The organism is Rhizobium sp. AAP43 (assembly GCF_001296045.1).
Taxonomy (GTDB): Bacteria; Pseudomonadota; Alphaproteobacteria; order Rhizobiales; family Rhizobiaceae; genus Allorhizobium.
The window spans coordinates 217965-243658 of sequence record NZ_LJHS01000002.1 but is presented as its reverse complement, the minus strand read 5'-3'; the positions used below and the strand labels follow the sequence as shown (position 1 = coordinate 243658).

Annotated in this window: 27 protein-coding genes; 10 read left to right on the top strand and 17 right to left on the bottom strand. The window is 61.2% G+C overall.

Annotated elements, in window-relative coordinates; translation table 11 throughout:
• Positions 1-3 precede the first annotated feature (3 nt).
• The 4 genes from IP76_RS01270 to IP76_RS01255 form a co-directional block, all read right to left on the bottom strand.
• Entirely contained in the window at positions 4-450 is a 447-nt protein-coding gene (locus IP76_RS01270; protein ID WP_054156350.1) for a GNAT family N-acetyltransferase, read from the bottom strand.
• Positions 451-454: 4 nt separating this feature from the next.
• Entirely contained in the window at positions 455-1405 is a 951-nt protein-coding gene (locus tag IP76_RS01265; protein WP_054156349.1) for an aldo/keto reductase, read from the bottom strand.
• Between the two features lie 148 nt (positions 1406-1553).
• The gene (locus tag IP76_RS01260) at positions 1554-2522 is read right to left on the bottom strand and encodes a GlxA family transcriptional regulator (RefSeq protein ID WP_054156348.1); all 969 of its coding nucleotides are present in this window, start codon (positions 2520-2522) and stop codon (positions 1554-1556) included.
• A gap of 14 nt (positions 2523-2536) precedes the next feature.
• Positions 2537-3097 (bottom strand): isochorismatase family protein, encoded by a 561-nt coding sequence (locus IP76_RS01255; RefSeq protein ID WP_054156347.1) that lies wholly within the window; start codon positions 3095-3097, stop codon positions 2537-2539.
• A 191-nt stretch (positions 3098-3288) separates the two neighbouring features.
• Between IP76_RS01255 and IP76_RS01250 the strand changes: the two genes are divergently transcribed.
• Positions 3289-4275 carry a Gfo/Idh/MocA family protein gene (locus IP76_RS01250; protein WP_054156346.1) on the top strand — a complete coding sequence of 329 codons (987 nt, stop codon included), beginning with the start codon at positions 3289-3291 and terminating at the stop codon, positions 4273-4275.
• 15 nt (positions 4276-4290) lie between these two features.
• Here the strand turns inward: IP76_RS01250 and IP76_RS01245 are convergent, their stop codons facing one another.
• Both IP76_RS01245 and IP76_RS01240 read right to left on the bottom strand, forming a co-directional pair.
• On the bottom strand, positions 4291-4665 hold the full coding sequence (locus IP76_RS01245) for a GtrA family protein (RefSeq protein ID WP_054156345.1): 375 nt from the start codon (positions 4663-4665) through the stop codon (positions 4291-4293).
• Positions 4662-5681, bottom strand: coding sequence for a glycosyltransferase (locus IP76_RS01240; protein WP_054156344.1), 1020 nt, complete (start codon positions 5679-5681; stop codon positions 4662-4664). The genes IP76_RS01245 and IP76_RS01240 overlap by 4 nt, the downstream gene beginning before the upstream one ends.
• Before the next feature lie 154 nt (positions 5682-5835).
• On the opposite strand from IP76_RS01240, the gene IP76_RS01235 reads away from it, so the two are divergent.
• From IP76_RS01235 to IP76_RS01205, 7 genes are all read left to right on the top strand, one after another.
• The gene (locus IP76_RS01235) at positions 5836-7671 is read left to right on the top strand and encodes a hypothetical protein (RefSeq protein WP_054156343.1); all 1836 of its coding nucleotides are present in this window, start codon (positions 5836-5838) and stop codon (positions 7669-7671) included.
• 104 nt (positions 7672-7775) lie between these two features.
• The gene (gene xseA / locus IP76_RS01230) at positions 7776-9401 is read left to right on the top strand and encodes an exodeoxyribonuclease VII large subunit (protein WP_054156342.1); all 1626 of its coding nucleotides are present in this window, start codon (positions 7776-7778) and stop codon (positions 9399-9401) included.
• 310 nt (positions 9402-9711) lie between these two features.
• Positions 9712-9921, top strand: coding sequence for a cold-shock protein (locus tag IP76_RS01225; RefSeq protein WP_025427963.1), 210 nt, complete (start codon positions 9712-9714; stop codon positions 9919-9921).
• Positions 9922-10054: 133 nt separating this feature from the next.
• Entirely contained in the window at positions 10055-10279 is a 225-nt protein-coding gene (locus IP76_RS01220) for a hypothetical protein (RefSeq protein WP_054156341.1), read from the top strand.
• Positions 10280-10313: 34 nt separating this feature from the next.
• Positions 10314-10694 (top strand): DUF6481 family protein, encoded by a 381-nt coding sequence (locus tag IP76_RS01215; RefSeq protein ID WP_054156340.1) that lies wholly within the window; start codon positions 10314-10316, stop codon positions 10692-10694.
• A 136-nt stretch (positions 10695-10830) separates the two neighbouring features.
• The gene (locus IP76_RS01210; protein WP_156318437.1) at positions 10831-11166 is read left to right on the top strand and encodes a hypothetical protein; all 336 of its coding nucleotides are present in this window, start codon (positions 10831-10833) and stop codon (positions 11164-11166) included.
• A gap of 133 nt (positions 11167-11299) precedes the next feature.
• Positions 11300-12418 (top strand): endonuclease/exonuclease/phosphatase family protein, encoded by a 1119-nt coding sequence (locus IP76_RS01205; protein WP_054156338.1) that lies wholly within the window; start codon positions 11300-11302, stop codon positions 12416-12418.
• Here IP76_RS01205 and IP76_RS01200 read toward each other — a convergent pair whose 3' ends face one another.
• The 3 genes from IP76_RS01200 to IP76_RS01190 form a co-directional block, all read right to left on the bottom strand.
• Positions 12419-13669, bottom strand: coding sequence for an aminopeptidase (locus IP76_RS01200; RefSeq protein WP_054156337.1), 1251 nt, complete (start codon positions 13667-13669; stop codon positions 12419-12421).
• Positions 13670-13742: 73 nt separating this feature from the next.
• Positions 13743-14216: a Cys-tRNA(Pro) deacylase gene (gene ybaK, locus IP76_RS01195; protein WP_054156336.1), complete on the bottom strand. Its 474-nt coding sequence runs from the start codon at positions 14214-14216 to the stop codon at positions 13743-13745.
• Between the two features lie 4 nt (positions 14217-14220).
• Positions 14221-14568 carry an ArsC family reductase gene (locus IP76_RS01190; RefSeq protein ID WP_054156335.1) on the bottom strand — a complete coding sequence of 116 codons (348 nt, stop codon included), beginning with the start codon at positions 14566-14568 and terminating at the stop codon, positions 14221-14223.
• A 202-nt stretch (positions 14569-14770) separates the two neighbouring features.
• Here IP76_RS01190 and IP76_RS01185 point away from each other — a divergent pair, with 202 nt between their 5' ends.
• Entirely contained in the window at positions 14771-15667 is an 897-nt protein-coding gene (locus tag IP76_RS01185; RefSeq protein ID WP_054156334.1) for a DUF3365 domain-containing protein, read from the top strand.
• Positions 15664-17178, top strand: a complete 1515-nt coding sequence (locus tag IP76_RS01180; protein WP_054156333.1) for a mechanosensitive ion channel family protein — start codon at positions 15664-15666, stop codon at positions 17176-17178. The genes IP76_RS01185 and IP76_RS01180 overlap by 4 nt, the downstream gene beginning before the upstream one ends.
• Before the next feature lie 67 nt (positions 17179-17245).
• Here the strand turns inward: IP76_RS01180 and guaA are convergent, their stop codons facing one another.
• The 8 genes from guaA to IP76_RS01140 all read right to left on the bottom strand — a co-directional run bounded on the left by guaA (position 17246) and on the right by IP76_RS01140 (position 25598).
• Positions 17246-18808 (bottom strand): glutamine-hydrolyzing GMP synthase, encoded by a 1563-nt coding sequence (gene guaA / locus IP76_RS01175; RefSeq protein WP_054156332.1) that lies wholly within the window; start codon positions 18806-18808, stop codon positions 17246-17248.
• Positions 18809-18884: 76 nt separating this feature from the next.
• Positions 18885-19523, bottom strand: coding sequence for a 5'-methylthioadenosine/S-adenosylhomocysteine nucleosidase (locus tag IP76_RS01170; protein ID WP_054156331.1), 639 nt, complete (start codon positions 19521-19523; stop codon positions 18885-18887).
• Positions 19520-19969: a PaaI family thioesterase gene (locus IP76_RS01165; RefSeq protein ID WP_054156330.1), complete on the bottom strand. Its 450-nt coding sequence runs from the start codon at positions 19967-19969 to the stop codon at positions 19520-19522. Before IP76_RS01165 ends, IP76_RS01170 begins: the two co-directional genes overlap by 4 nt.
• A 69-nt stretch (positions 19970-20038) precedes the next feature.
• Complete coding sequence (locus tag IP76_RS01160; protein ID WP_054156329.1) at positions 20039-20491, bottom strand: TspO/MBR family protein; 453 nt, start codon at positions 20489-20491, stop codon at positions 20039-20041.
• Between the two features lie 64 nt (positions 20492-20555).
• Entirely contained in the window at positions 20556-21632 is a 1077-nt protein-coding gene (locus IP76_RS01155; protein ID WP_054156328.1) for a DUF1513 domain-containing protein, read from the bottom strand.
• 1 nt (position 21633) lies between these two features.
• Positions 21634-22743, bottom strand: coding sequence for an imelysin family protein (locus IP76_RS01150; RefSeq protein WP_054156327.1), 1110 nt, complete (start codon positions 22741-22743; stop codon positions 21634-21636).
• Positions 22743-24227 (bottom strand): di-heme oxidoredictase family protein, encoded by a 1485-nt coding sequence (locus IP76_RS01145; protein WP_245281356.1) that lies wholly within the window; start codon positions 24225-24227, stop codon positions 22743-22745. Before IP76_RS01145 ends, IP76_RS01150 begins: the two co-directional genes overlap by 1 nt.
• Positions 24228-24317: 90 nt before the next feature.
• Complete coding sequence (locus IP76_RS01140; RefSeq protein WP_054156325.1) at positions 24318-25598, bottom strand: imelysin family protein; 1281 nt, start codon at positions 25596-25598, stop codon at positions 24318-24320.
• Between the last annotated feature and the right edge of the window lie 96 nt (positions 25599-25694).

Sequence of the window (25694 nt, the reverse complement as noted above, 5' to 3'; positions counted from 1 at the left end):
AGGTCAACCAAGCTTCAGCCGATAGCGGACATGGCCGTCTTCCACAGCGTAAGTGTCATAAAGCTTGCGCGCCGTTTCATTGCCCCGGTCGGTATGCCAGTAGAGCCGTGACCAGCCCTTTGCCTTTGTCAACGCGATGAGATCGTCGATCAGCGCCCGGCCGATGCCGCGACCACGAAATGCCGCATCGAGGAACAGGTCCTCCAGATAGCAGTCCGGCGTCTTGACCCAGGTGGAATCGTGGAAATGGTGTATGGCGAAACCGGCCAGTACCCCGTCGACTTCCGCCACCCGCATGGCAACACGCGAGGATGGATCAAGGATGCGGGCCCAGGTATGGGCGGTCACGTCCTCGGCAAGCTCCACCTTGTAGAAGGTCAGATATTGGCTCCAGAGGCCACGCCAGCTGGCCTCGTCGGCGGCGATGGCATCGCGGATAACAAGCGCCATAACATCAGGTTCCGACGTCATTGAGATGGGCGAGTTGCGCATCCGTCAGAACCAGTTGCCCGGCAGCGATCAGGCTCTCGAGTTGGCCGAGGCTGGTGGCAGACGCGATCGGTGCGGTGATGCCCGGCCGTGCCGCGACCCAGGCGATGGCGACTGTTGCAGGACTCGTCCCGGTTTCGGCGGCTACCTGATCAAGGGCGCCGAGGATTGCGAGGCCGCGTGTGTCGAGATAGTCGCCGACGCGGTAGGAACGGGCAGCGCCTTCGGTATCGGCCTTGGCGCGATACTTGCCGGTGAGAAAGCCGGCGGCCAGCGCGTAGTAGCTGATGACGCCAATGTCTTCGGCAAGGCAGAGATCGCGGATCAGCCCTTCGAACCGCTCGCGGGTGTAAAGATTGTATTCCGGCTGCAGAACGTCGAAGCGCGGAAGTCCGTCCCGCGCTGCTGCATCAAGCGAGGCCTGAAGTTCACTGGCTTCATAGTTTGAGCAGCCGATGGCGCGGATCTTGCCCTGGTCCTTCAGCCGCGAAAAAGCCTCGAGCGTCTCCTCGATCGGCACTTCGATGTCGGGTTTATGGGCGAGATAGAGGTCGATATAGTCCGTTCCGAGCCGCTTCAGCGAGCCTTCGACGGCTTGCTCGATCCATTTGGCCGAAAGCCCAGTCTTGGTCCCATCGTTGTCGAAGCCGACCTTGGTCACGATAATCGCCTTGTCGCGCGCAAAAGCCCCGCGCTTCAGCCACTTGCCGATGATCGTCTCGCTCTCGCCGCCCTTATGGCCGTCGACCCAGGCGGAATAGACATCCGCCGTGTCGATCGTGTTGAAGCCTGCGTCGAAGAAGCGATCCAGCAGGTCAAAGGATGTCTTCTCATCCGCTGTCCAGCCAAAGACATTGCCGCCAAAGACGACGGGGGCGATAGAGAGGCCTGTTCGGCCAAGAGCACGTTTCTGCATGAAATCCTCGGAATGGATCGGGGGCAGGGAACGCTAGCAAGAAGAGCTCGAAGACACCATTCAAAAGCACTGATCGATGCACAAGCGAGATTGTCCCGACAGCGCGCGGTCCAGCGCCGCCACGGTCCGCAATTCGCGACGGATCGGCTCAATTCGCCGTCTTGCGAAACTGGCTGGGCGGCACACCGTGGTGCTGGGAAAAAACCCGACGCATATGACGGGACGAGGCGAAGCCTGCCCGCAGCGCCAGGCTCTCCATGTCGAGCCTCGATTGCTTGAGCAATTCTTGCGCCAGCGTTACGCGCATGAGGTTGATGTAGTCGACAACGGATTGCCCGACATGCTCGCGGAAGAGGCGAGACAGGTGCCGTTCGCTGAGATGGGCGATTTCGGCCAGGCCCTGAAGCGACCATTGCCGTGCGGCGTCGGCCATGATGGCATCCTGTGCCCGATGGATTGCCGGATGGATGTGGTTGCGTCCTGACAGCCACGGCGACAGTTGCGGATCCTGACCGCTGCGTCTGAGATAGATCACCATCTTGCGGGCTGCGGCGAGTGCGGCCTGCGGCGAGACAAAACGGCTGACAATATGCAGCATGAGGTCAATGCCGGTTGAGATCCCGGCGCTGGAGAAGCGATGTCGATCCTCCACATAGAGCCGGTTCTCGAGCACTGTCGCTGTCGGAGCGAGCTGGCGCAGGGTGCCAAGACAATCGGAATGCGTGGTGCACTCATACCCTTCCATGAGACCTGCTGCGGCGGCGAGCAGCGCGCCCGAACAGATCGTGACAAGCCGGGTGTCATGCCGCACGCTGCCGGCAAGCCAGCGCGTCAGGGTTTTCAGCTGGGGATCGCGCATCATCTCGCCCTTGCCGACCGAAAGACTGCCGGAAATGACGAGAACGGCATTCTCCGGCAGTCTGTCCGGCAGCGGCTCCAGCCCATCGAGAAAGAGCCCGATCGACGTTTGCTGGCGCCGCTCGGCGGAGATGTAGTGGTAGTCGAAGCGCACCCGGTCCTGCTCCTGGTTCGCGTAGCGCAACACCTCCAGCGGACCGGCAATATCGATCAGCAGCGTGTCTGGCGGAACGAGAATGAGAACCGGGATCACTTCCATCTTGGGTCTCCGTCTCAGCCTTGTGTGGCAAGCGGTGCGAGCGCCTGCTCGACCGTGGCGATCCGGGCAAAGCGGCCGGCGAGAACCAGTTCGGTTCTGATCCGGATGTCCTGCGCCGAGAAGACGTGGCCAGAGGCATGTGTCATCGGGAAGGTCAGCGTTGCCTCGGTGACAAAGTCAACCTTGAAGCCGAGATCGGATGCGTGTCGGGTGGTGGTTTCGCAGCACTGCTCGGTGCGGATGCCTGAGACAATGACCCGGCGGATGCCTCGTTCCCGCAACCAGGTCTCAAGGCTCGTATCGACCAGGGCCGAATGGACGTGTTTGTGAAACGTCACATCGGGCGCAAGCGCAATTCCATCCATCGTGCGTACGAGGCCGCCTTCTAGCGTGAAGGGCGCATTTTTGCCGACGTGAAAAATCTGCACGATAGGCATGCCGACAGCCTTCGCTCCGTCGATGAGGGCTTGCTGCCTTGAGAGGTAGGCGTCAAGTTCTGATCCGTCCCAGTAGTGGGCATGGCGAAAGCTTTCCTGCACATCAATCACGATGAGGGCTGTGTCATGAGCGGACATATTTGTCTCCTGTCGTTGTGATGGAGACTAGCATAAGGCTCTGGAAATGAGCCACCATGCGCAAGCCGGACGAAACGCGGACATTTTCGGCCACGCCTGTGTTCCTGGATTTCGCTTGCCTTCCCGAACGACATTGCGCCTCGTCAAGCCTTCCCCTAATGTCCGCCCCGACATCTTGAGGAGGATTTGCGATGCTGCGTTTTGGAATTCTGTCGACGGCCAAGATCGGCCGAGAACTCGTCGTTCCCGCCATTCAGGACGCGGAAAATGCCGTCGTCACGGCGGTGGCAAGCCGCGATCTGGCCAAGGCCCGGGCGATGGCGGACCGCTTCTCCGTGCCGCATGCCTTTGGCTCCTACGAAGAGATGCTGGCCTCGGACGTTATCGATGCTGTCTACATTCCGCTGCCGACCTCGCAGCATGTCGAATGGGCGATCAAGGCCGCCAATGCCGGCAAGCACGTGCTCTGCGAAAAGCCGATTGCTCTGAAGGCGGCCGAGATCGACGAGATCATCGCGGCGCGCGAGCGCAACAAGGTGCTGATCACGGAAGCCTACATGGTGACGTACGCCCCCGTCTGGCTGAAGGTCCGCGAACTCCTGAGCGAGGGCGCCATCGGCACGCTGAAGATGGTGCAGGGCTCCTTCACCTACTTCAATCGCGACCCCGGCAACATGCGCAACATTCCCGAACTCGGCGGCGGCGCGCTGCCGGATATCGGCGTCTACCCCACGATCACCACCCGCTTCGTCACCGGCAAGGAGCCGGTGCGCGTGCAGTCGACCATCGAGCGCGATCCGGATTTCGGCACGGACATCTATGCCAGTGTCAAGGCAGACTTCTCCGACTTTGAATTGAACTTCTACGTCTCGACCCAGATGGCCAATCGCCAGCTCATGGTCTTCCACGGCACGGATGGTTTCATCGAGGTCAAGTCACCCTTCAATGCGGATCGCTGGGGTGCCGAGGAAATCGAATTGACCAATCGCGGCCACAATGTCTCGCAGATCTTCCGCTTCCCCGACAGCCGACAGTACAAGCTGGAAGCGGAAGCATTCGCCCGGGCCGTGGCGGGAACGACCGGCGAGGTGGTGACGCTGGAAAGCTCCAAGGCGAACCAGAGGCTGATCGACGCCATCTATCGCGCAGCGGACAAGGATGGCTGGGAGCCGGTCTGACCGGCATTTGAGGCGTCAGCGCCGGAAGACGTAACGTGAATAGCCGAAGAAGCTGAACAGCATCGCCGCCACTGAGGCGACGATCAGAGCCGCATAGGGGCTGAGCAGCGGGGCGGCGATGAGCAGCCCCGCATAAACGCCGTAATTGACGATCGACGTAATCACCCCGATGAAGCCGTAGCGAAAACCCTCGACGACGATGGTGCGCTTCGAAGCTCCGAAAGTGAAGTTCCGGTTGAGCTGCCAGGTCGCGATCATGGCAAGCGCAATCGCGATCACCCGGCCGGCCAGCGGGCCGATCGGCGTGAAAGTGAGCAACAGCCAGAGCACGCCCATATCGACCGCGAAACCCGTGGCCCCGACAATGGCGAAGCGCAGGAATTTGGTCATGCGGCCCGCGACGTCTCGGACTTCGTTTTCGGCGCCCGCTTCGGCTGCGTTGTCTGCACTTTCTGCGGGGCAGACAGCTGTGACAGGGAGGGCAGGGTCAGATAGTGGATCCGGAGTTGCTCGGCCCGGGACCGCGCGACGGAATCGAGGATCAGCGCTGCAGTGAACGACAGGAATGAGGTCAGCATCAGCGTGACCGCGAGGATCCAGGTCGGCACACGGGCAACAAAGCCCGTGGTGAAAAACTCAAACAGGACCGGCATCATGAAGCCGAGGCTGAGCCCCATCAGGGCGGCCGAGATCAGACCGAAAAAGGCAAAGGGCCGAGTTTCCTTCATCAGCATGGCAAACATCCAGAGGATCTTGAAGCCGTCCTTGAAGGTCGAGAGCTTGGAATGCGAACCTTCCGGCCGGCGTCCGTAGTCGAGCTCGATCTCGCAGACCGGCAGCTTCAGCCGGGAGGCATGCACCGACATTTCGGTTTCGATCTCGAAGCCGCCAGAGACAGCCGGGAAGCTCTTCACATAACGGCGCGAAAAGGCACGGTAGCCGGAGAGGATATCGGTGAAGTCATTGCCGAAGAGCAGCCGGTAAAGTGAGTTGAACAGGCGATTGCCGAAGGCATGTCCGTTACGGCCGGCATCGTCATGCACGCCGCGTCGCGTTCCAACCACCATGTCGGCCCGCTCGGTGATCAGCGTGCGGACAAGTTCCTCGGCGTCGGCAGGCGCATAGGTGCCGTCGCCATCGGCCATGATGTAGATATCGGCATCGATATCGCAGAACATGCGGCGAACGACATGGCCCTTGCCCTGGCGGCGCTCGCGCACGACGGTGGCGCCAGCGAGCATGGCGGTCAGGGCCGTGCCGTCGGTGGAATTGTTGTCATAGACATAGACGCGTGCGTCCGGCAGCGCGTTCCGAAAATCGCGCACCACCTGACCGATCGTTGCAGCCTCGTTATAGCAGGGCAAAAGAACGGCGATATCGGGTTGGATGGCGGCCGAAGCACTCATGAACGCAAAACCTGTCACATATCTGGCGATCCCGGTGACCGCCTGTCGCTTTACTATTTCTTGAGAAGGTTAAGGCTAGGTTTCGGCAAACAGGACGCCCCGTAATATTGCAGGACAAGGCCGTAGAAGAGCCGCTGCGAGGAGTACAATCGCCATGGCTGAACCCTTTGGACTGGCCCCGGACCCTGCTCGTCATTCACCGACCGCGCCCCTCGCTTGGGTTGCCGCAGCCTATGTGCTCCTGACCATCGGGATCGTGCTCCTGCTCAATCTGCCCGCGATGCGTGACTACGTGGGGGAGGACAATGATGACGTCATGCGCCTCGTTCAGGTGCGTGATCTCCTCGCCGGCCAGGGTTGGTTCGACCTGACGCAGTATCGATTGGGGCCCGATGGCGGCACGCTGATGCACTGGTCGCGCCTGGTCGACCTGCCGATTATGCTTCTCATCCGGCTCTTCGCCCAGTTCTTGCCGATGCAACAGGCCGAAGCTGTGGCTTTGGCCGTCTGGCCGCTTCTGCTGGTAGCGCCGTTGATGATCGCCATGGCCGTTGCCGGCCGGCGTATCGGAACTGCCGTGACCGTCCATGTTGCCCTGATGCTGACAGCGGTCTTCGTCATCACCAGCAACCGGTTCCTGCCGGGTGCCATCGATCACCACAATCTGCAACTGGTCCTTGTCGCGGTCATCGCGGCCGCCTTGCTCGATCCGCGCCGAGCGGGCCCAAGTTACGCAGTGGCTGGTCTCGCCTGTGCGGCAGCGCTCGCCATCGGGGCAGAAACGACCCCGCTGATCGCCGTCGTCTGCGCCATTGTTGCCGTGTTGTGGGGCCTTTACGGGCCGGTCTTTGCTGCGGCTGCTCGCGCCTTTTCGCTTGCCCTGCTCCTTGGGCTGTCATTGCTTTTCGTCGCGACCGTGCCACCGCAGCACTATGCCGTCGTCACCTGCGACAGCCTGTCGATCGGCTACTACGCGATTCTGGCCGTGGGCACGGGATTGCTGTTTGCCGCTTCCTTCCTGCCGCGCGCGCTTGGATTGACCCCACGCTTCGCAGTGCTGGCGGGAATTGGCCTTCTGGTGGCGGGCGCTGCCATATCCGTCGCGCCGCAATGCCTGCAGAACCCGCTGAACGAGCTCGATCCACTGCTTCACACGCTGTGGCTCAATGGCGTCATCGAGGCGCGATCCTTTTTTGCCCAGCTGGCGGAAGAGCCGGCGACGATCGGTGTCTTCTATGCCGTCGGTTTCTTTGCGATCGCGGTCTGTGTCTTCCGTGTCGTGGACGGGGACCGCCTCGTGCAGCATGGTATCCTGCTGGCGCTTTTGTTCGTGAGCTTCCTCGTTGCGCTGGTACAGGTCCGGGGTGGTATCTTCGCCAACCTGTTGGCAATCCCGCCCCTCGCGCTTCTGATCTCAGAATTGCGCGGCAAGGCCAATGATCAACCGGAGCATCTGGGAGCTGGACTGCTTTTTGCCCTGACGGCCTTTCTCTCTGTGCCGAGCGTCTGGGGCCTCGGCGGCGTTATGGTAGCGGAAGGCACGGCAGGTGTGTCGAGCCGCTTGAAGGACATTTTCGCCACTCAACCGGCCGTCGAGGCGAAGCCTGCCTGCGAGACGCCGGATGCATTTGCAGCGCTTGCCAGGGAGCCTGCGACCCTGGTCGTGGCGCCTTCCGACTACGGTGCCGAGATCCTGCGCTTCACCCATCATCGCGCATTGACGGGGCCGTATCACCGCAACCAGGCCGGCATGCTGACCGAGATCCATATCGGCCTTGCAACGCCGGAAGAAGCACCTGCCTTTCTGCGCGGCGTCAAGGCCGGCATCCTGGCATTCTGCCCCGACGAGGGCCAGACGCAGCGGATTGCCGAAACCAAGCCGGATGGTCTTTACGCCACGCTCGGTCGGGGTGTGGTGCCCGCCTATCTCGTGCCCATCACGGCCAAGGGCGCAACCAGCTTGCAGATCTATCGTGTCGTGCTGCCCTGAGGCGACGGCTATAGAGCGCTCTCGGGAAAGCGTGGCATTGGAAATCGGCTATCCGCCGGTCAGATCGGGCTGAAACCCGCGACCATTTCGGCTATTGCTCGATCATGAGCACTTTGTTCGACAGCGATTCGCCGACCAATCTCACCGAATTCTCCGTTTCGGAACTGTCGGGGTCGATCAAGCGCACCATCGAGACGGCTTTCGATCACGTGCGGGTGCGCGGCGAAATCTCTGGTTATCGCGGTCCGCATTCCTCCGGCCATGCCTATTTCAGCCTGAAGGACGACAAGGCGCGCATTGATGCGGTGATCTGGAAGGGCTCCTTCTCGAAATTGAAGTACCGGCCTGAAGAGGGCATGGAAGTGATCGCCACGGGCAAGATCACCACCTTCCCGGGCTCGTCCAAGTATCAGATCGTCATCGAACAGCTCGAGCCCGCCGGTGCCGGCGCACTGATGGCCTTGATCGAGGAGCGCAAGCGTCGCTTCACCGCAGAAGGCCTCTTCGATCCGGCTGCGAAGCAATTGCTGCCCTTCCTGCCAAAGACCATCGGCGTCGTCACCTCACCGACAGGTGCCGTCATCCGGGATATCCTGCATCGCATCTCCGACCGCTTTCCCGTGCATGTGCTGGTCTGGCCCGTCAAAGTGCAGGGCGAGGGTTCCGGGGATGAGGTGGCCAATGCCATCAGGGGCTTTAATGCCCTGGATGAAGCCGGGGATATCCCGCGTCCCGACGTGCTGATTGTCGCCCGTGGCGGCGGCAGTCTGGAAGACCTGTGGAGCTTCAATGACGAGGCCGTCGTCCGAGCGGCAGCGGCAAGCGAGATCCCGTTGATTTCGGCGGTCGGTCATGAAACCGACTGGACCCTGATCGATTATGCGGCGGATGTCCGTGCGCCGACCCCGACGGGGGCTGCAGAAATGGCCGTTCCGGTCAAAGCGGAACTCGAAGCACAGATTGCCACCCTCGGCGCGCGCCTCTCCGGTGCGATCAGTCGCCAGATGGATCATCGCCGCCAGAACCTGCGCGCGCTGGTTCGGGCGCTGCCCTCGCTCGACCAGCTTCTCGCCCTGCCGCGCCGTCGGTTTGACGAGGCGGCAACCGGGCTCGGCCGCAGCCTTGAGCTGAACACGATGAACAAGCGTCGCAGCTTCGAGCGTGCCGCGGCCAAGCTGTCTCCGGACATGCTGGCGCGGCGGCTGGTGGAGCGCCGACAGCGGGTTTTGGAGCGGGCCACGCTTGCCGAGCGCATCGTCGAGCGGCTGATCGAGCGCCACAAGGCGCGTCTCGGCCGCTATGATGCAACGCTGACGGCTGTGCCTGCCCGCCTGAAGGCGATGACAGAGCGCTCGAAGGACAGGCTGGAAAGCCTCGGCCGCCGGGCCGATGGCGCGATGGCGAATGACCTGCGCCGCGCGCGCCAGTCGCTTGTCTCGCAGGATCGCGTCTTGCAGTCCTTGTCCTACAAGAATGTTCTGGCGCGCGGCTATGCCGTCATCCGCGACGAAAATGACCGACCCGTCTCGCGTGCAGAAGAGCTGTCGCATGGGCAGTCGATCGCCATCGAATTCTCGGACGGTCGCGTCCAGGCGGTGGCCGGTGAAGGTGTCATGCCGCCGGAACCGTCGCCCGCTCAGGCTTCGGGGCCGTCGTCCGTAAAGCCTGTAGCCGGAACGAAGCCGGTGAAAAAGGCCGAGCCACCAGCTGGCCAGGGTAGCCTGTTCTGACGTTGAGCCGCCTGAATTCTCTGGTTTTTCTGCGAATTTCGTCAATATTTCTCGGCTTTCCGACGGAAGGAGCCAGAAAAAATCCAGTTTTGGGATGAACAAACAAGGCGAAGCTGCGGAAATTCTCAAAGGCACGACTGAAGGTTGACTTTTGCCGGATTGTCTCTTATGTAGGGTTTGTCGATATTTGTTTGCCTAGATTTGGTTACCGCGCACAAGCGCTTTGAGCGAACCTTCCTTTCAAAAATCGTTATTCTGTCCGCAGTGCAGTCGCGCTGTCGGAAATCTATGCGCTATGAAAGGGTTCATCATGACCACTGGCACAGTTAAATGGTTTAATTCCACCAAGGGCTTCGGCTTCATTCAGCCTGACAACGGCGGCCCGGACGCTTTCGTCCACATCTCTGCCGTCGAGCGCGCCGGAATGCGCGAAATCGTTGAAGGCCAGAAGATTGCCTACGACATGGAGCGCGACAACAAGTCGGGCAAGATGTCTGCTTGCAACCTGCAGGCTGCCTGATAGATCCGGGATCTGCTTTCCCTTGACCACGGATGTACTGGCACTGCCGAAAGCAAGATCCCTTGGAAGGTCAGGCCAAACGCCTGGCCTTTTTTATTTCTATCTCCGGTAAAGCTTCCCGAAAGGAAACGACATGACCGAGATTCTCACCAAGTCCCGCCAGACGGCAGAGGCCGCCTTTGCCAAGACGCAATCGCAGTTCCTGGCGCGTGGACGGGCGATCGACGAACAGGTCTCGATCACGGTTGCACGTGACGAGAAGACGATGCGCCTGCGCGAGGCTCGCCTTGCCAAGGAGCGCCACGACGTGGAAAGCGCCACGGCCGCTCTGGTCGCCAAGCGCGCGCTCAAGACCTGACCCCTGCAACTAGACACACCAACTGGAGCTGAACTTGAAGTTTACGAGAGACAATGGACTATCCGAGCGTCGCGGCACTGCCGCCGATGCCAAGGCTGCGCAACTGGCCGCATTCCGTGCGGCGCGTGAGGCATCCTTGCCGGATCAGGAAGCACGTCAGGCCGAACGCGTCGCGATCGCTGAAGCGCGCGAACAGCGCCGGATCGAGCGTGAAGAAATGAAGGCCGCCGAGCTGGCGCGCGCAAAGGCGGAAGCCGAAGAGCGGGAAGCCGCAGCCACTGCCGCTGCCCGTGCGGAAGCAGATGCGCGTGACGCAGCCGAAAACGGCCGCATCTCCCGCGTCATCGAAGACGAAGCGGCCCGCAAGGCTGAGCGCGATCGTCGCTATGCAGCCCGCAAGGCCCGTCAGCGCTGAACGAGCGGCATCGCTTTCGACGCTTGACCAACATTTCTGGTCAACGACGCGTGATCACCATCGAAATTAGTTATGATAAACACCATATCGGCGGAGTCGGGATCGCTTGCGGTCCCCGCCGACATTGGAGTTTGATATGAAGATGAAGATCACGCTGGCTGTCGCACTCGCGGCAGCAACCCTTGGAGCAACCGCGGCAAGCGCCGGCGATTGGACGCCGAAGGAAATCCTGCTTGGCAAGCAGTATAATGGCAATGTCACGGCGATCCGCGTTGATCGCGGTGGTTTCGAGCGCCACACCTATCCCATGCAGGCCCGCTATCCGACCGGCAACTCGCTTGGACGGGCGCAGGGCGAAGTGAAGGAAGATCCGAGCCTCGTCGCAGCCCTCGAAGCACGCGGCATCGCTCCGCATAATGTGCTCTGGGTACAGACCGCTTTCAATGGCGGCAAGGTCGTCTACTACCGCTGAATAGACCGGCGATATGGAGGTCTCCGTTGCGAGGCCTCCGCCCTTATCCGGTGCAATGCGCCCAATTTCCCGACATACGAGTATCATGATGTTGTGGTAGCTTCCCTGGCCAGAGTATCCAGGGAGGGATGTCATGCGCCTTGCTGTCTACAATGTCGAAAACCTGTTTGATCGCGCCAAGGCGATGAATCTGGACACCTGGGCGGAAGGCCGGCCAGTGTTGGAGAAATTCGCCGAGCTCAACGCCTTGCTGGGTGGGATCACCTACAGCGACAAAGACCGCCGCCGGATGGCAGAACTGGTGGTCGAACTCGGCATGGAAAAGAGCGATACCGGCCCCTTTGTCATCCTGCGCCGGAACCATGGAGGTCTTCTCGTGAGACCCAAGACCGGTGGCGTCGAGATCACCGCGACCGGTCGTGCAGACTGGGTCGGCTCGCTGGAGCTTCGGGACGAGCCGATCAATGAACATGCCATGCGCAACACCGCTCGCGTCATCCGCGACCTGAAGGCCGACGTGCTGGGCGTGGTCGAGGCGGAAAGCCGGCCGGTTCTGAAAGCCTTCAACGACGAGATCCTGCCCTTCGTTGAGGGAACGGCCTTTCGCCATGTCATGCTGATCGACGGAAACGATGAGCGCGGCATTGATGTCGGCCTGCTCTCCGGGCCGGCATTTCCAATCGGCCGGATGCGAAGCCATGTTGACGACCGCCTGTCCGATGGCAGTGATCGCACTGTCTTTTCCAGAGACTGCCCCGAATTCGAGGTGACCACGGCGAAGGGGGAGCGGCTGCTGGTGATGGTCAACCACTTCAAGAGCAAGGGGTTCGGCGGCACGGCAGAGTCCAACCGGCGCCGCACGGCGCAGGCAACCCGGGTCGCCGAGATCTGTGCAGAACGACTGGCAGACGGCTGGGATTACATTGCTGTGGTGGGAGACTTGAACGATACGCCGGACAGTGATCCGCTGAAGCCTCTGGTCAAGGACAGTCCGCTGCAGGACGTCTTTACCCACCCCTCTTTTGATAATGGTGGGTATGCCGGGACCTATGGTCTGTGCAATCCGTCCAACAAGATCGACTACATGCTGCTCTCGCCGAAACTCTTTGCAAAGGTCGACAAGGGCGGCATCGTCCGGACAGGCATGTGGCCTGGCTCCAAACCGAAGCGCTGGAATACCTATGAGGAATTGAAGAGGCCGCAGGACGCGGCCTCCGATCACGCGGCGCTGTGGGTCGATCTCGACCTTTGATTACGCCCATTCGCCCTTGCGCATGACAGGCACCTTGGAGCCATCGGCACGGATGCCGTCGATGTCGACCTTGTCCGAGCCGATCATCCAGTCGATATGGATGAGCGATGAATTGCCCCCTTGCGCCTTGATCTGCTCCTGGCTGAGCGCGGCCCCATCGAGGAAGCACTTCGAATAGCACTGGCCAAGCGCGATATGGCAGGAGGCATTCTCGTCGAACAGCGTGTTGTAGAAGAGCACGCCGGAGGCTGAGATTGGCGAAGAATGCGGCACCAGTGCCACTTCGCCGAGACGCCGTGCCCCTTCGTCAGTATCGAGCACCTTGTTGAGCACTGCCTCGCCCTTCGAAGCCTTGGCCTCAACGATACGGCCGCCTTCGAAGCGCACCTGGATATCGTCGATCAGCGTGCCCTGATGGCTGAGCGGCTTGGTCGAGGAGACATGACCTTCCACCTTCAGCGCATGCGGCGTGGTGAAGACTTCTTCGGTCGGAATGTTCGGATTGCAGGTGACGCCGTTCTTTGCGGTCGAGGCGCCGCCATGCCATTCATGCCCGTCGGCAAGGCCTACGGTGAGATCAGTACCCGGGCCAGTGAAATGAAGCGCCGAGAAGCGTTCGTCATTCAGCCAGGTCGAACGCTTCCTCAGTTCCGCATTGTGCTCGGCCCAGGCGCCAATCGGGTCGTCGCGATCAACCCGCGAAGCAGCAAAGATGGCGTCAGCCAGCCTGCGCATGGCTTCTTCGATCGGCAGATCCGGGAACACGAGCTTTGCCCAGGACGGGTTGGGATAAGAGCAGATGTTCCAGTTGATGTCGAAATTGGAGATGTGCTCCAGCGCCGGTTTGTAGGCGATGGAATTCGCCTTGTTGGCGCGGCCGACCTTGATCGGGTCCTGCTCGGCGAGCAGCATTGGATTGTCGCCGGCAATGGCCAGACGCGCGGCCCCGTTTTCATAGGCTTTGGCCATGCCGTCATAGAGCCAGTTCGAAGCTCGGTCGAAGCTGTCGTCGTGGCCGTGCCGATAGCGCGCAAGCGTGGTTTCCTCGTCGGAATAGAAGGTGGTGACGATGCCGGCACCCGCCCGGTAAGCATGGGCCGTAATCAGGCGCACCAGCGGCACTGCGGCAAGCGGAGCGGTCAGAACGAGATCCTGACCTTGTTGCAGCTGCAGGCCGACCTTAATCGCCACCTCGGCAAGCTTGTCGAGTTTGACGGGATCGATGGAGGTGGAAAAATCGGGAAGGGTCATGGAGGCATTCCTGTTTTGACGGTCACGTCAGACTTAAGGGCAAAGTTGGCGAAGTCCAGACCGAGGCAGACGATCAGGCTGTTAGGTGGGCGGCGATTGCGCCCAACGCCGCAAGCGCATCCCTTGGTGAAAGGCGGATCTGCAGGCCGCGCTGTCCGCCATTCATGTAAACGAACACCTCTTCCATCGCCGATATCTCGATCGCTGTCGGGACCTGCTTCTTCTGCCCAAAGGGACTGATGCCCCCGACCACGAAGCCAGTGAGCTTTTCGGCATTGGCCGGCTTCATCATCGCCGCCGACTTGCCTCCAAAGGCGCTGGCCAGCTTTTTCATCGACACCTCCTTGTCAGAGGGGACGACAACGCAAACAGGCTTGCCGTCGAGCTCGGCCATCAGTGTTTTCAAAACCCGAGAGGGGTGCTCGCCGATCGCCTCGGCCGCCTGCAACCCGATGCGCTCGGCATTCGGGTCGTAGTCATAGGTCGCGGTGGTATAGGCGACGCCGGCCTTGTCGAGAAACTGTGTGGCGCGGGTGGTCTTGGCCATGGGATCAGGCCTTGAAGGTCTGCTGATAGATCTCGGGCTTGAAGCCGACCGTGAGCGTGCCGTCCACATCCAGCACCGGCCGCTTGATCATCGACGGCTGTTCCAGCATCAGCGCCTTGGCCTTTGCCGCATCGAGATCCGCTTTCTGCGCGTCGTCGAGCTTCTTGAAGGTTGTTCCGGCCTTGTTCAGCAACACTTCCCAGCCGACCTTACCGATCCAGGTGTCGAGGGTTGCCGCATCGATGCCCTTGGCCTTGTAATCGTGGAAGTCATGCGCGACCCCATGATCGTCCAGCCAGGTTCTGGCCTTCTTCATCGTGTCGCAGTTCTTGATTCCGTAGATCGTGGTCATGCTGGTCTTCCCTGAACATTGCAACCGAGGAATAGCAAAGTGCCAACTTGATTCCCAGTGCGGTCCAGCCTCGGTCAAATGGGCGAAAACATCCCATTTTTGGACGTTGCGGCACGTTGCCACGCCCGATGTTCAGGTTATGCTGCATTGCATCAACACCCAAGCGTTGTATGCCGCCCTTCGGGCGGTGTCTGGAGGCGCCATGCGGATAGAATTTCGTCTCGGCCTGATCCTTGCCGTCTGTTTCGTATTCGGCCTGCTGATTGCAGGTTACATCTCCTACACACTGGAGTTTCGGCAGGCCCGGAGCGAGGTCAACGAAAAGTCCCGCGTTCTGCTGGAAATGGGGCTTGCCATGCGAAACTACACAAGCAGTCAGTTGGCGCCGATCGTCCGGAAACTCGGTTATGAAGAGTTTCATCCCCAGATGGTGCCGTCCTATGGGGCGCAGACGACGCTGGCCTTGCTGCGCAAAGAATTTCCCGACTATCGCTATCGCGAGGCATCGCTCAATCCGACCAATATCGCGGACCGGGCGAATGACTGGGAGGTAACGCTGCTCCAGGATTTCCAGAGAGATGCGGGCCTTGCCGAACTTTCCGGCGAGGCGGGCGAAGGCGCCGAGCGCCGCTACTTTCTCGCACGGCCGCTACGCATGCCCAGCGAGGCCTGCCTCCAGTGCCACTCGACACCACAGGTGGCGCCGGCCTCAATGGTGGCGAAATACGGCAACAATGGCTTTGGTTGGCGGATGGGTGACGTGATTGGCATGCAGCTGGTTGAAGTGCCGGTGGCTGCTCCCAACGCGCAGGCTGCCAGAAGCCTTGCCGTGACCATTGGCGCCCTGACCTGCGTCTTCGTCCTGTCCCTTGCTGTCTTCCTGCTGTTGTTGCGCCGCTATGTCACGCACCCGCTTGAGACCATTACGCGGCAGACCATCGAAACCAGCCTTGGCTCCCACTGGCAGACGGCGGAGCCGAGGGTGCGGATGAACGGGCAGTTCTACGATCTCGAGCAGTCGATTTCCCGTTTGCGGATCAGCCTCAACGAGGCGCTGCGTCTGTTCCCAGACCTGGGCGGTAGAAAGAGGGAGCCATGAGTTATCTGCTTTCGGCCCTCTTGGTGGCATCGACCGCGCTCACCTGGTTGCTCTTTGTTACGCTGGCGCCTGACAGTGCCGCCTGGGGCCCCGTTCTGCGTGATAGCGCCTGCTTTCTCACGGCGCTCAGCGTGGCGCGCCTCGTCGAACTCTTGATCGCAGGTCTTGTCGACGACAGCGACGGAAACAGTCGTACAACGGATCTCGTCAAGGTCATAAGCTCGATCGTGATCTATGCCTCGGCCATGCTGTTCTGGCTGCATTACGGCATGCACTTTGATATCACCAATCTCCTTGCAACCTCGGCCATTGTTTCGCTCGTTCTCGGCTTTGCGTTGCAGAACACGCTGGGCAATCTGTTCTCGGGTCTATCCCTGGAGCTGGAGCGGCCCTTGCGGGTCGGTGATTTTATCCGCAAGGGGCCTGTGGAGGGCGAGGTCGTGGCGCTGAAATGGCGTTCGATTTTCCTGCGCACACCCGATGGAAGCTCGGTGGTCTTGCCCAACAGCACGCTGGCGACCGACGCCGTTGAAGTGGTGCGGCGCGGGGACCCTGTACGCACGACCCTGACTTTCCTCGTGCCCGATCATGTTCCACCCATGCGCGTCTTCAAGGTCGCAGAAGCCATTTTCGATCGCGGAATTCCGGGCCTCCTTGCCGACCCTTTGCCTTCCATCGTCCTGCTCGGCCCGCTCGCGGAAACCGGTGTGATGCGCTACGCCTTGCGCGCGCATACTACGAAGCCGATTGATGCGACATCGCTCGGTTCGAGGCTCCTTACCACCTTGTGGTATGCATTCGACCGGGAAGGCATCGCCATGACCGGCGATGGGCACGACACAAGGGCGCCGGTCCGCCTTGCCGTCCCGTCATTCCCCGAGGAGATTGTCCGATCCGGACGCCTGCTCAGGTTTGGTCCGGGAGAGACCGTTGCACCAGATCTGGCCGGCTTTGTCGTCGATGGTGGGCTGCATGAAGAGGTGCTGCCGCACGAGATTGACCTCGACGCGGAACTCGCGCCGATCCTTGGTGCGCTCCTGGATTCCTCCCGCTCACCCCAGATGCCGGTCGCGATTATCCGTGATGTTGCCCGTCAGGCGGCGCTCTTTCTGGGGCCGGTCGCCTTCACCCTCGCGGACCACTATGGAAGCCTCACGACAGATCCTTATCTGCTGTACCCTGCGCTCGCCTCCCGCATTCCTGATCCAGCTGACAGGGAGCGTTTCCTGTCGAGATCCCCGGACCGTCCGCTCCGGCATCTGGCGGAAGGTGACGCCTTCGGTTGGGCGGGTCGGCTGCAGCTGGAACCGGTCGCGACGCGCAAGCGCACCGTCGTTCACTCGGCTGATCTTCTCGTTTTTGACGCCGAAACCCAATCCATATTGGCGGAGCATCTGGCAGGGGCTGCTTTGCGGGGTCGGATATTGGCGTCAATGCCGAGCCTGAAGGCGAATATTCAGGGTGTCATGCTGGCCGACCTCCTCGCCGGAACCAAGCGTCAACGGGCATGATCGACGGTAGGCGAAATGAAAAGGGGCCACCTTTCGGCAGCCCCTTTCACACTGTCTCGTCAGAACCTTATTCCCACTCGATCGTGCCCGGTGGCTTCGACGTCACGTCGTAGACGACGCGGTTGATGCCGCGGACTTCGTTGATGATGCGGGTGGCAGCCCGTCCGAGGAATTCCATGTCGTAGTGGTAGAAGTCGGCGGTCATGCCGTCGACCGAGGTTACGGCACGCAGCGCGCAGACGAATTCATAGGTGCGGCCATCGCCCATGACGCCGACGGTCTGGACGGGCAGGAGCACGGCAAAGGCCTGCCAGATCGCGTCATAGAGGCCGGCCTTGCGGATCTCGTCGAGATAGATTGCATCGGCTTCGCGCAGGATATCCAGCTTCTCGCGGGTGATGCCGCCCGGGCAGCGGATGGCAAGGCCCGGACCGGGGAAGGGGTGGCGGCCAATGAATGAGTCCGGCAGGCCAAGTTCGCGGCCGAGCACGCGGACTTCATCCTTGAAAAGTTCGCGCAAGGGTTCGACGAGCTGCATCTTCATGCGCTCGGGCAGGCCGCCGACATTGTGGTGGCTCTTGATTGTCACCGAGGGGCCGCCGGTGAAGGAGACGCTTTCGATGACGTCGGGATACAGCGTGCCCTGACCAAGGAAATCGGCGCCACCGAGCTTCTTGGCTTCTTCCTCGAAGGTCTCGATGAACAGGCGGCCGATGATCTTGCGCTTGGTTTCCGGGTCCGACACGCCCTCCAGTTCGCCGACGAACTTGTCGACGGCGTCTACATGGATGAGGTGCAGGTTGTAGTGTTCCTTGAACATGGCAACGACATCGGCTGCCTCGTTCTTGCGCATCAGACCGTGGTCAACCAGGATGCAGGTCAGCTGATCGCCGACGGCCTCGTGGATCAGGAGCGCTGCGACCGAAGAGTCGACGCCGCCAGACAGCGCGCAGATGACGCGCTTGTCGCCAACCTGAGCACGGATCTGCTCGACCGCCTTCTGGCGATAGGCATGCATGGTCCAGTCGCCCTTCAGGCCTGCGACATTGTGCACGAAGTTCTGGATCAGCTTCGCACCATCAGGCGTGTGAACCACTTCCGGGTGGAACTGAACGGCATAATACTTGCGCGCTTCGTCTGCGATGAAGGCGAAAGGCGCGTTAGACGATGTGGCCAGAACGCGGAAGCCTGGGGGAATTGCTGTGACGCGGTCGCCATGGCTCATCCAGACCTGATGGCGAGAGCCGACAGACCAGAGGCCTTCGAAGAGGGAGCAATCCTGCTCGACCTCAAGGAAGGCGCGACCGAATTCGCGGTGATGGCCACCCTCTACCTTGCCGCCAAGCTGGGCGCACATGGTCTGCTGGCCGTAGCAGATGCCGAAGATCGGCAGGCCGCTGTCAAAAAGCACCTGCGGTGCGCGGGGGCTGCCTTCATCCAGCGTGGAAGCTGGGCTTCCCGACAGGATGATGGCCTTCGGCTTCAGGCTATTGAAGCCGTCTTCAGCTGATTGGAAGGGGACGATTTCGCAATAGACGCCGGATTCACGAACGCGGCGGGCGATCAGCTGCGTTACCTGGCTGCCGAAATCGACGATGAGAACACTGTCGGGATGTGCTGTCTGGGTCATGGCGAGCCTTTAAAGAAAAAGGGGCCATCTTTCAATGGCCGAATGCCGGCAGATCCTGGATTTTTTGTGCAGCCGCTCAGAACCAGAATACGCCATCTTCCAAAGCGGTCTGCAGGCTGTCGACTGCAAGCGCGAGCTTCTTGTCGATCACATGCAGATACTGCGTCCAGTCGTCGATATGGTTGACGTCGTGTCGGCCATCGGAAATGCCGCGCAAGCCGATCAGCGGTATCTCGAAGGTCTGGCACGCACGAAGGATCGCAAAGGTTTCCATGTCGACCATGTCCTCGGCAATGCCCTCGTAGGCGACGCCGGACACGACATTGGCGCCCGTCGAAAGACTGGCTGTCGGAAGTCCGGGGATCCGGAGCGGCAGTTCGACGGCAACCGGCAGATCAAGGAAGGGCGTCTTGCCTTTCTCAAAGCCGAAAGCGGAGGCATCCATGTCGCGATAGGACACGGCCGAGGCCTGGTAGATCTCAGCCTGTTCGAGCTTTGCCGAACCGGCAGATCCCAGCGATACGACGAGATCCGGCAGGTCTCCGTGGTGTGCCAGCCGGGCGAGTTCCCGTGTCAGCACGACGGCTGCCTCGACCGGCCCGACGCCCGTCATCAGCGGCGAGATGCGCGTGCGCAGGAAGACGCCATATTCGGCATCGGCGGCCATGACGAACAGGACGTTCTTGCCGGCGATCGACTTCATCTCGTAGATCATCCGGAAATTCCCTCTCGTCCGCGGATCACCATCATCGTGCTGGTCATGGATGCAATCAGTTTGGCCGGTCCGTCGGTCAGCGCATAACCGCGTCCGTCGGCAACGATGATGTTCGTACCCGGCTTGGTGATTTCGCCGCGAAACAGGAACCTCTCACCGCGTCCGGGCGACATCAGATTGACCTTGAATTCAATCGTCAGAAGCGATGCATCGGGTTCGATCACCGTATGGGCGGCATAGCTACAGGCGGTGTCGAGGGCCGCGGAAATCACGCCGGCATGCAGGAAACCGTGCTGCTGCGTCAGTTTTTCGTCAAAGGAGAGCTCGATCTCGACCACGCCGGGGCTCACGCTGGACAGGGTGGCGCCAAGCGTCTTCATTGCTCCCTGGCGCGCAAAACTCTCGCGAATGCGCGTCTCTGCCGCGTCTTGATCGATATCCACCATTCACCCCGTCCTTTTGGCGGGGAAGGTGGCACGACCTTCGATATCAGGCAAGCTTGCGGTCAGACGAAATCAGTTGAGGAACGCGATGCTGAGGTTCAGCAGGCTCGCGAAACCGACCCAGGCCAGATAGGGCGCGAAAAGGAGGGGCGAAACCCGATCAACTGGCTTCGCCGTGATCATGAAGGCAATGATCGTCGCCAACATGCCGGTGATCACGACAAGGCCCAGTTCCGGGTTCTGCAGGCCGAAGAAGGCGGGTGACCAAAGCAGGTTGAAGGCCATCTGGGCAAACCAGAGCTGCATCGCAGCCGATTTCGGCGCACGCTGCCAGATGCGGGCACCGGCTATGCCGATCAATACATAGAGGATCGTCCAGACAGGACCGAAGAGCCAGGCTGGCGGGTTGAAGAATGGCTTCTCCAGCGCCTGATACCAGTCGCCAGGGCCATTCGAGAGCCCTGAGAGGATCCCGGCAGTGACTACGATAACGATGAAGACAGCATAGGTGATGATGGTGCGCATAAGCACGATCTAGGGCGGTCCGGACTGCTTGGCCAGCCCCCTTCAGTCCAAGACCAGGATCTGCTCAGAGGCGGACAATATGCTGGTCCCAGGCAACGGCCGCCGTTTGGCCGAGGAAGTCGCCGCGATAGGACGAGACGGCAAAGCTGTTTGGCGAGGCGGCGATGCCGGCCGCATCTGGAAGCACGGTCTCGGACAGAAGCCGACCATCGCGCCCGTCCAGGACGGCCCAGAGGCCGTTCTTTGGCGAAGCGATGCCGACAAGGCCCTCTCTCTTGTTGACCGCAATCGCACCAACATAATTGCCGAGCCGATCGGTTGTCGCATCGGGCAGATGGACGAAAGATAGCGCCTGCCCCTTGGCGAAATGGCCGACGAGTGGCGGCCGGTCGGTGCGGGGGCCCTCGTACTGGCAGGCGAACCAGACCTTGCCATCGGCTGCGATATCGAGGTGCCGGGTGGAGAGCCGGCTGAGTTCGGCCGGAAGGATGTGCTTTTCGATCAGTGTCCCGGTTCTGGCATCGGCGAGCACCAGGGACGGTTCCATATGGTCGAGGTTCAGCTTGGTGCGGCCGAAATCGGGATGGGTTTCGATCCCGCCATTGGCAATCACCAGCAAGCCATCCGGGGTGACTGTGATGTCATGGGTGCCGATGCCATGCGCTGGAACTTCGCCCACCCGCTCGAAGCCGGCGATGCAATCATAGAGGCCGATTACGCCGGCATTGGCGTCAAAATCGTTTTCGCTGGCGTAGAAAAGCCGGCCATCCGGCGAAAATGCGCCATGGCCGAAATAGTGTCGCCCCTCGGGCGCGCTGATGATGCGTGGTTGAACACGTTTTTCAGAATCGAAGACCACGGCAAATGTACCCGGGCGTCGGGCAAAGGCGACGGAAAGTCCGTTGACCGGGCTGTGGCAGAGACCATGGATGCGACCGGGAAGGCTGATCTCATCAATCAGAGCGCCGGCTTCGCTGACGAGCCCAATGGCGAAGCTGCCATCCGGCCGCTTCAATCCCGATGCATAGACAGCGTCGGCCTGCGAAAGCGCGAATGCACCGCGGGGTGCAAGGCTCGCAAGGAAGGCAAGTCCGGCCGAGCGGATAAAGGCGCGACGATCGATAAGCGGGCTGCCAATCATCTCAGTCGCCGTCAGAGAAGGAGAAGCCGGCAGCAAGCCCGATCCCGCCGCCGAGATCGTTGTTGAGGCGCAGGATGAGGTCGCGGCTGTTCAGCAGCAGGAAGTCGAGCTTGGCGATCTGGGCCGGGTCCTCGAAGACGTGTGCGACATCAGGCTTGATATCGCCGGAGACCCGCGACAGGGACCGCGCCACGAAATCGGTCGAGGAAACGACCGAGCGATTGCCTTCGGGCAGAAGCTCGGCCATGCCCGAACGGTCGAGAAGGTCGCGCAGGCCTTCGATATTGGCGGTGATCGAACGGAAGGTATTGCCCGAACGCCAATAGATCGCCTGACGCGGCAGCGCCTTCTTTGGCTCCCCCTTGTAGAAGTTTTCAATTCGCTGGTCGCGGATTGTTTCGGCCGCATGCACCAGGACGCCCAGCAGCTCCTTGGCTGCCTCCGCCTCATCGCGGTAGAGCGGATTGCTTGGTCCAGGCATCTTCCAGGCAGCCGCCACACCATCGGGCGCATCCCAGGAGGCGGAAAGCTCTGCACCAAGGCGCTGTAGATTGGCCGCGATCGCCGTACCATACTGGCAGCGATAGCGGCCCTCGGTGGTCGAGAGCGTCTCGGCATCGGTGCCGAACAGCACGAATTCCAGCGCGCCGAGCCCCTGCATGGCGACGCTCTTGTCCTTCAGCGTGTCGACAGAGGTCACGCTCGGATCGGGCTTGGCGAGCGCCGCCTGCACCTGCTTGAGGCCGGTGCCCTTGCGGTCGGGAAAGAAAAGAATGCGTTCGAAGCGGTTGCCTTCAATCACAGGACCGACACGGACGATCTCGATCCGAGACCAGGCCTCGACGAGATCGCCGAAGGTCGATTGCGCATTCATCAGGCTTTCCGCCGATGGCGCATCGCAGAGCAAAGCCATGGATTCCTCCATGGTATCGGCCTCTTCAGTGAAATGGCGGTAGCCAGGGCGGATGAAGTCATCGACGGCGCGCGCCATGACTGCCGGCACCTTTGCCGCATCGAGGACGCCCACACTCGTCTCCGTCTCCTGGGCGGGTGCCGGGAGCGGCAGAAGGGCGATGGAAGCGAGAAGGGCAAATTGTGTAAAGAACCGCATCAAAGTGACTCCAGAAACGTGATCAGGGCCTTGCGGTCCTCAATATTGGCGGCGGCAAAGGCATTGCGGGCGGCTTCTGCTTCGCCGCCATGCCAGAGAATGGCCTCGGTCAGATTGCGCGCCCTGCCGTCATGCAGGAAGAAGGTGTGCCCGCTGACGACCTCAGTGAGACCGATACCCCAGAGCGGAGGGGTGCGCCACTCCCGGCCGGTGGCATCGCCGACCGCCTGGCCATCGGCGAGACCTTCGCCCATGTCATGCAGAAGGAAGTCCGAATACGGCCAGACCAGCTGGAAAGCCTGTGCTTTGTTTTCGGCACGGCGGCTGGTGACGAATTTCGGTCGGTGACAGGCGATGCAGCCGCTCTCGTAAAACAATTGCTTGCCGCGAAGCACAGCGCCGCTGTCGACGTCGCGGCGCTTCGGCGCGGCAAGGTTCTTTGCATAGAAGGTGACGAGGTCAAGCACCGGATCGGGCGCCTCCGTATCGCCAAGGCGTGGCTGAACGCCGGTCGCGGCGGCAAGACAGTTCTGCTGACGTGACGTACAGTCACCGAAATGACGCGGATCATCAGGAGTCGATAGGCCGATATCGCCGGCAAAGGCGCTGGCGCTCTGGTCGCGCACTGAAGCATTCTGCGCCTTCCAGCCGAAGCGCCCGAGTTTGATTTCCCCGGTGCGATGGTCGCGCGCGCGAGCAACTCGGCCGGAAATCCCGTCCTTGTCCCAGTCATCGGGATCGGCCAGTGCGACAATGTCATCATCCGCAATCGCCTCGATCAACCCCAGCCCGATCATGGGATTGGCGATGCGCGGCGAAAGCACGGTGGCCGGATCGAGTGGGCCGTAACTCAGGTCGGCCACGGAATAGGTCGGCCGGCGCAACATCACCGTTTCCCCGCCGGAAAGGATGATGGGTTCTTCCTGATAGCTGATCACCATGCGACCTTCGGCGGCAAGACCAGGCACCGCCTGATCCTGCAACTGGCCGCCATAGACTGGGTCGGGAAGCGAGGCGATCTCAAGCCGCTCAAGCTTTGCCTTCTCTTCGGGCGTTGTCGGAGGGCGTGCAAGCCTGAGGAACATTGAGGTCTGGTCGCGATCCCCTTCCGGTGGATGGCCACGGCCATCCTTGAGGTGACAGCTCTGGCAGGCGCGTGCGTTGAACAGGGGGCCCAGTCCGTCGGACGCCTGGGTGGAGGAGGGGGAAGAGACCCAGAGCTTGCGGAAAAGGGCATTGCCGAGCTTGAAGTCCTGCTCTTCGGCAAAGGTGATGTTGGTGGAGAATTGCGAAAAGGAATCCGCACTGACGCGGTGTGTCGAGGTGCCCGCACCGCCCTGCATCAGCTCGAAGTTTTCAGCCTTGCTGAAATCGCTTGTGGGACGCGTGACCGCTGCCACCCGGGCGCGGTCCTTCGGCGAAAGGTCCGGGCGCAGCGAAGGCTCGCTTGCATGGGCGGGTCCAGACAGGACGCCTGCCGACATGACAAGAAGCAGGCTCGCTGCGCGGAGAATGGGTGACGTCATTGAGAGAGGGATCGGGCCGCACCTTATGGCACGGCCCGCCTTTGCTGCTTACTGGAAAACTGCACCAGGATTATCAAGGCTGTCGGAGCCTTCAAGCTCGATCGTGCCAAGCTCCAGCGACGCAATGACGCGCTGGATGCTCTGGGTCTGGTCGATCAGCCCGTCGATGGCGGCCTGCACCGTTGCATTGCCTTCGGCATTGCCCTCACCGATCATCTGGTCATAGGCTTCCTTGGTCTTCGCACGCTCGGCCATGGCGCTCATGGCGGCCAGCGTCTTGTCGAGCTTGCCCTTCAGTTCGGTATCGAGCGCAGGATCCTTGGCGGCAACCAGTTCGGAGAGCGACGGACCCGAGAGCTTGGTGCCATCGACGCGGGTGTATTCGCCCGTATAGGCCGAAGCGATACCGATCGCGTCGTTCTGGTGCGAGGCATGGGTATTGTCGGAGAAGCAGTCGTGCTCCTCTTCCGGATCGTGCAACAGCACGCCGAGCTTCATGCGTTCGCCAGCCAGTTCGCCGTAGGACAGCGAGCCCATGCCGGTCAGGATGGCCGAAATGCCCTTCTTCTCATCGGCAAGCACGCTCTTCGTGGCTTCCCCTTCGGGTGCCCAGGCAGCGACCATTTCTTCAAGATCGGTGACGAGCAGCGTCGATGCGGCCTTCAGATAGGCCGCGCGGCGGTCGCAATTGCCATTGGTGCAGGCCTTGGTGTCATAGTCGGTAAAGGGGCGGTTGCCGGCGCCCGGACCCGTCCCATTCAGATCCTGGCCCCAGAGCAGGAATTCGATCGCGTGATAGCCGGTGGCGACATTGGCCTCGACTTCACCGGCTTCGTGCAGCGTCTCGGCCAGGAAGGCCGGGGTGATGGTGCTCGCGTCGACATCCTCGCCGTTGATCTTGATCTTCGGGTTAGCAATGACATTGGCAACATAGAGGGCATTGCCGTCGCTCTCGGTGCCATAGCCGGCGTCGACATAGTCGATCAGGCCTTCGTCGAGCGGCCATGCATTGACCTTGCCTTCCCACGCATCGACGATCGGATTGCCGAAGCGGTAGACTTCGGTCTGCTGGTACGGCACGCGGGCCGCAATCCAGGCAGCGCGTGCAGCCTTCAGCGTGTCCTCGCTCGGCGTGGCGATCAGGGCGTCGATGGCAGCATCGAGCGCCTTGGCGGTGGTCAGCGAATCTTCAAATTTGGCGTGCGCGAGCGCCGTGTAGTGCGTCAGCACCTCGGTCGCAGACGGTGCGGCGGCTGCGGGGCCGGCGATCAACGCGGCCGACGAGATCAGCAGCGCCATGGACGCGCTGATGACGGATTTCCGGATCATGGTGTCTCCCTTCGGCGCCTGCGGGCGCCCCTGTGTTTGGACGCCCTGTCTTGGCCGAAAAGAAAACTGGTGTCAAATACTCGACTATGCTGAAAT

Excerpts from the sequence above, each read along its gene's own strand:
- IP76_RS01270 (WP_054156350.1), bottom strand. The coding sequence starts at position 450 with ATGGCGCTTGTTATCCGCGATGCCATCGCCGCCGACGAGGCCAGCTGG.
- IP76_RS01265 (WP_054156349.1), bottom strand. The coding sequence starts at position 1,405 with ATGCAGAAACGTGCTCTTGGCCGAACAGGCCTCTCTATCGCCCCCGTC.
- IP76_RS01260 (WP_054156348.1), bottom strand. The coding sequence starts at position 2,522 with ATGGAAGTGATCCCGGTTCTCATTCTCGTTCCGCCAGACACGCTGCTG.
- IP76_RS01255 (WP_054156347.1), bottom strand. The coding sequence starts at position 3,097 with ATGTCCGCTCATGACACAGCCCTCATCGTGATTGATGTGCAGGAAAGC.
- IP76_RS01250 (WP_054156346.1), top strand. The coding sequence starts at position 3,289 with ATGCTGCGTTTTGGAATTCTGTCGACGGCCAAGATCGGCCGAGAACTC.
- IP76_RS01245 (WP_054156345.1), bottom strand. The coding sequence starts at position 4,665 with ATGACCAAATTCCTGCGCTTCGCCATTGTCGGGGCCACGGGTTTCGCG.
- IP76_RS01240 (WP_054156344.1), bottom strand. The coding sequence starts at position 5,681 with ATGAGTGCTTCGGCCGCCATCCAACCCGATATCGCCGTTCTTTTGCCC.
- IP76_RS01235 (WP_054156343.1), top strand. The coding sequence starts at position 5,836 with ATGGCTGAACCCTTTGGACTGGCCCCGGACCCTGCTCGTCATTCACCG.
- xseA (WP_054156342.1), top strand. The coding sequence starts at position 7,776 with ATGAGCACTTTGTTCGACAGCGATTCGCCGACCAATCTCACCGAATTC.
- IP76_RS01225 (WP_025427963.1), top strand. The coding sequence starts at position 9,712 with ATGACCACTGGCACAGTTAAATGGTTTAATTCCACCAAGGGCTTCGGC.
- IP76_RS01220 (WP_054156341.1), top strand. The coding sequence starts at position 10,055 with ATGACCGAGATTCTCACCAAGTCCCGCCAGACGGCAGAGGCCGCCTTT.
- IP76_RS01210 (WP_156318437.1), top strand. The coding sequence starts at position 10,831 with ATGAAGATGAAGATCACGCTGGCTGTCGCACTCGCGGCAGCAACCCTT.
- IP76_RS01205 (WP_054156338.1), top strand. The coding sequence starts at position 11,300 with ATGCGCCTTGCTGTCTACAATGTCGAAAACCTGTTTGATCGCGCCAAG.
- IP76_RS01200 (WP_054156337.1), bottom strand. The coding sequence starts at position 13,669 with ATGACCCTTCCCGATTTTTCCACCTCCATCGATCCCGTCAAACTCGAC.
- ybaK (WP_054156336.1), bottom strand. The coding sequence starts at position 14,216 with ATGGCCAAGACCACCCGCGCCACACAGTTTCTCGACAAGGCCGGCGTC.
- IP76_RS01190 (WP_054156335.1), bottom strand. The coding sequence starts at position 14,568 with ATGACCACGATCTACGGAATCAAGAACTGCGACACGATGAAGAAGGCC.
- IP76_RS01185 (WP_054156334.1), top strand. The coding sequence starts at position 14,771 with ATGCGGATAGAATTTCGTCTCGGCCTGATCCTTGCCGTCTGTTTCGTA.
- IP76_RS01180 (WP_054156333.1), top strand. The coding sequence starts at position 15,664 with ATGAGTTATCTGCTTTCGGCCCTCTTGGTGGCATCGACCGCGCTCACC.
- guaA (WP_054156332.1), bottom strand. The coding sequence starts at position 18,808 with ATGACCCAGACAGCACATCCCGACAGTGTTCTCATCGTCGATTTCGGC.
- IP76_RS01170 (WP_054156331.1), bottom strand. The coding sequence starts at position 19,523 with ATGATCTACGAGATGAAGTCGATCGCCGGCAAGAACGTCCTGTTCGTC.
- IP76_RS01165 (WP_054156330.1), bottom strand. The coding sequence starts at position 19,969 with ATGGTGGATATCGATCAAGACGCGGCAGAGACGCGCATTCGCGAGAGT.
- IP76_RS01160 (WP_054156329.1), bottom strand. The coding sequence starts at position 20,491 with ATGCGCACCATCATCACCTATGCTGTCTTCATCGTTATCGTAGTCACT.
- IP76_RS01155 (WP_054156328.1), bottom strand. The coding sequence starts at position 21,632 with ATGATTGGCAGCCCGCTTATCGATCGTCGCGCCTTTATCCGCTCGGCC.
- IP76_RS01150 (WP_054156327.1), bottom strand. The coding sequence starts at position 22,743 with ATGCGGTTCTTTACACAATTTGCCCTTCTCGCTTCCATCGCCCTTCTG.
- IP76_RS01145 (WP_245281356.1), bottom strand. The coding sequence starts at position 24,227 with ATGTCGGCAGGCGTCCTGTCTGGACCCGCCCATGCAAGCGAGCCTTCG.
- IP76_RS01140 (WP_054156325.1), bottom strand. The coding sequence starts at position 25,598 with ATGATCCGGAAATCCGTCATCAGCGCGTCCATGGCGCTGCTGATCTCG.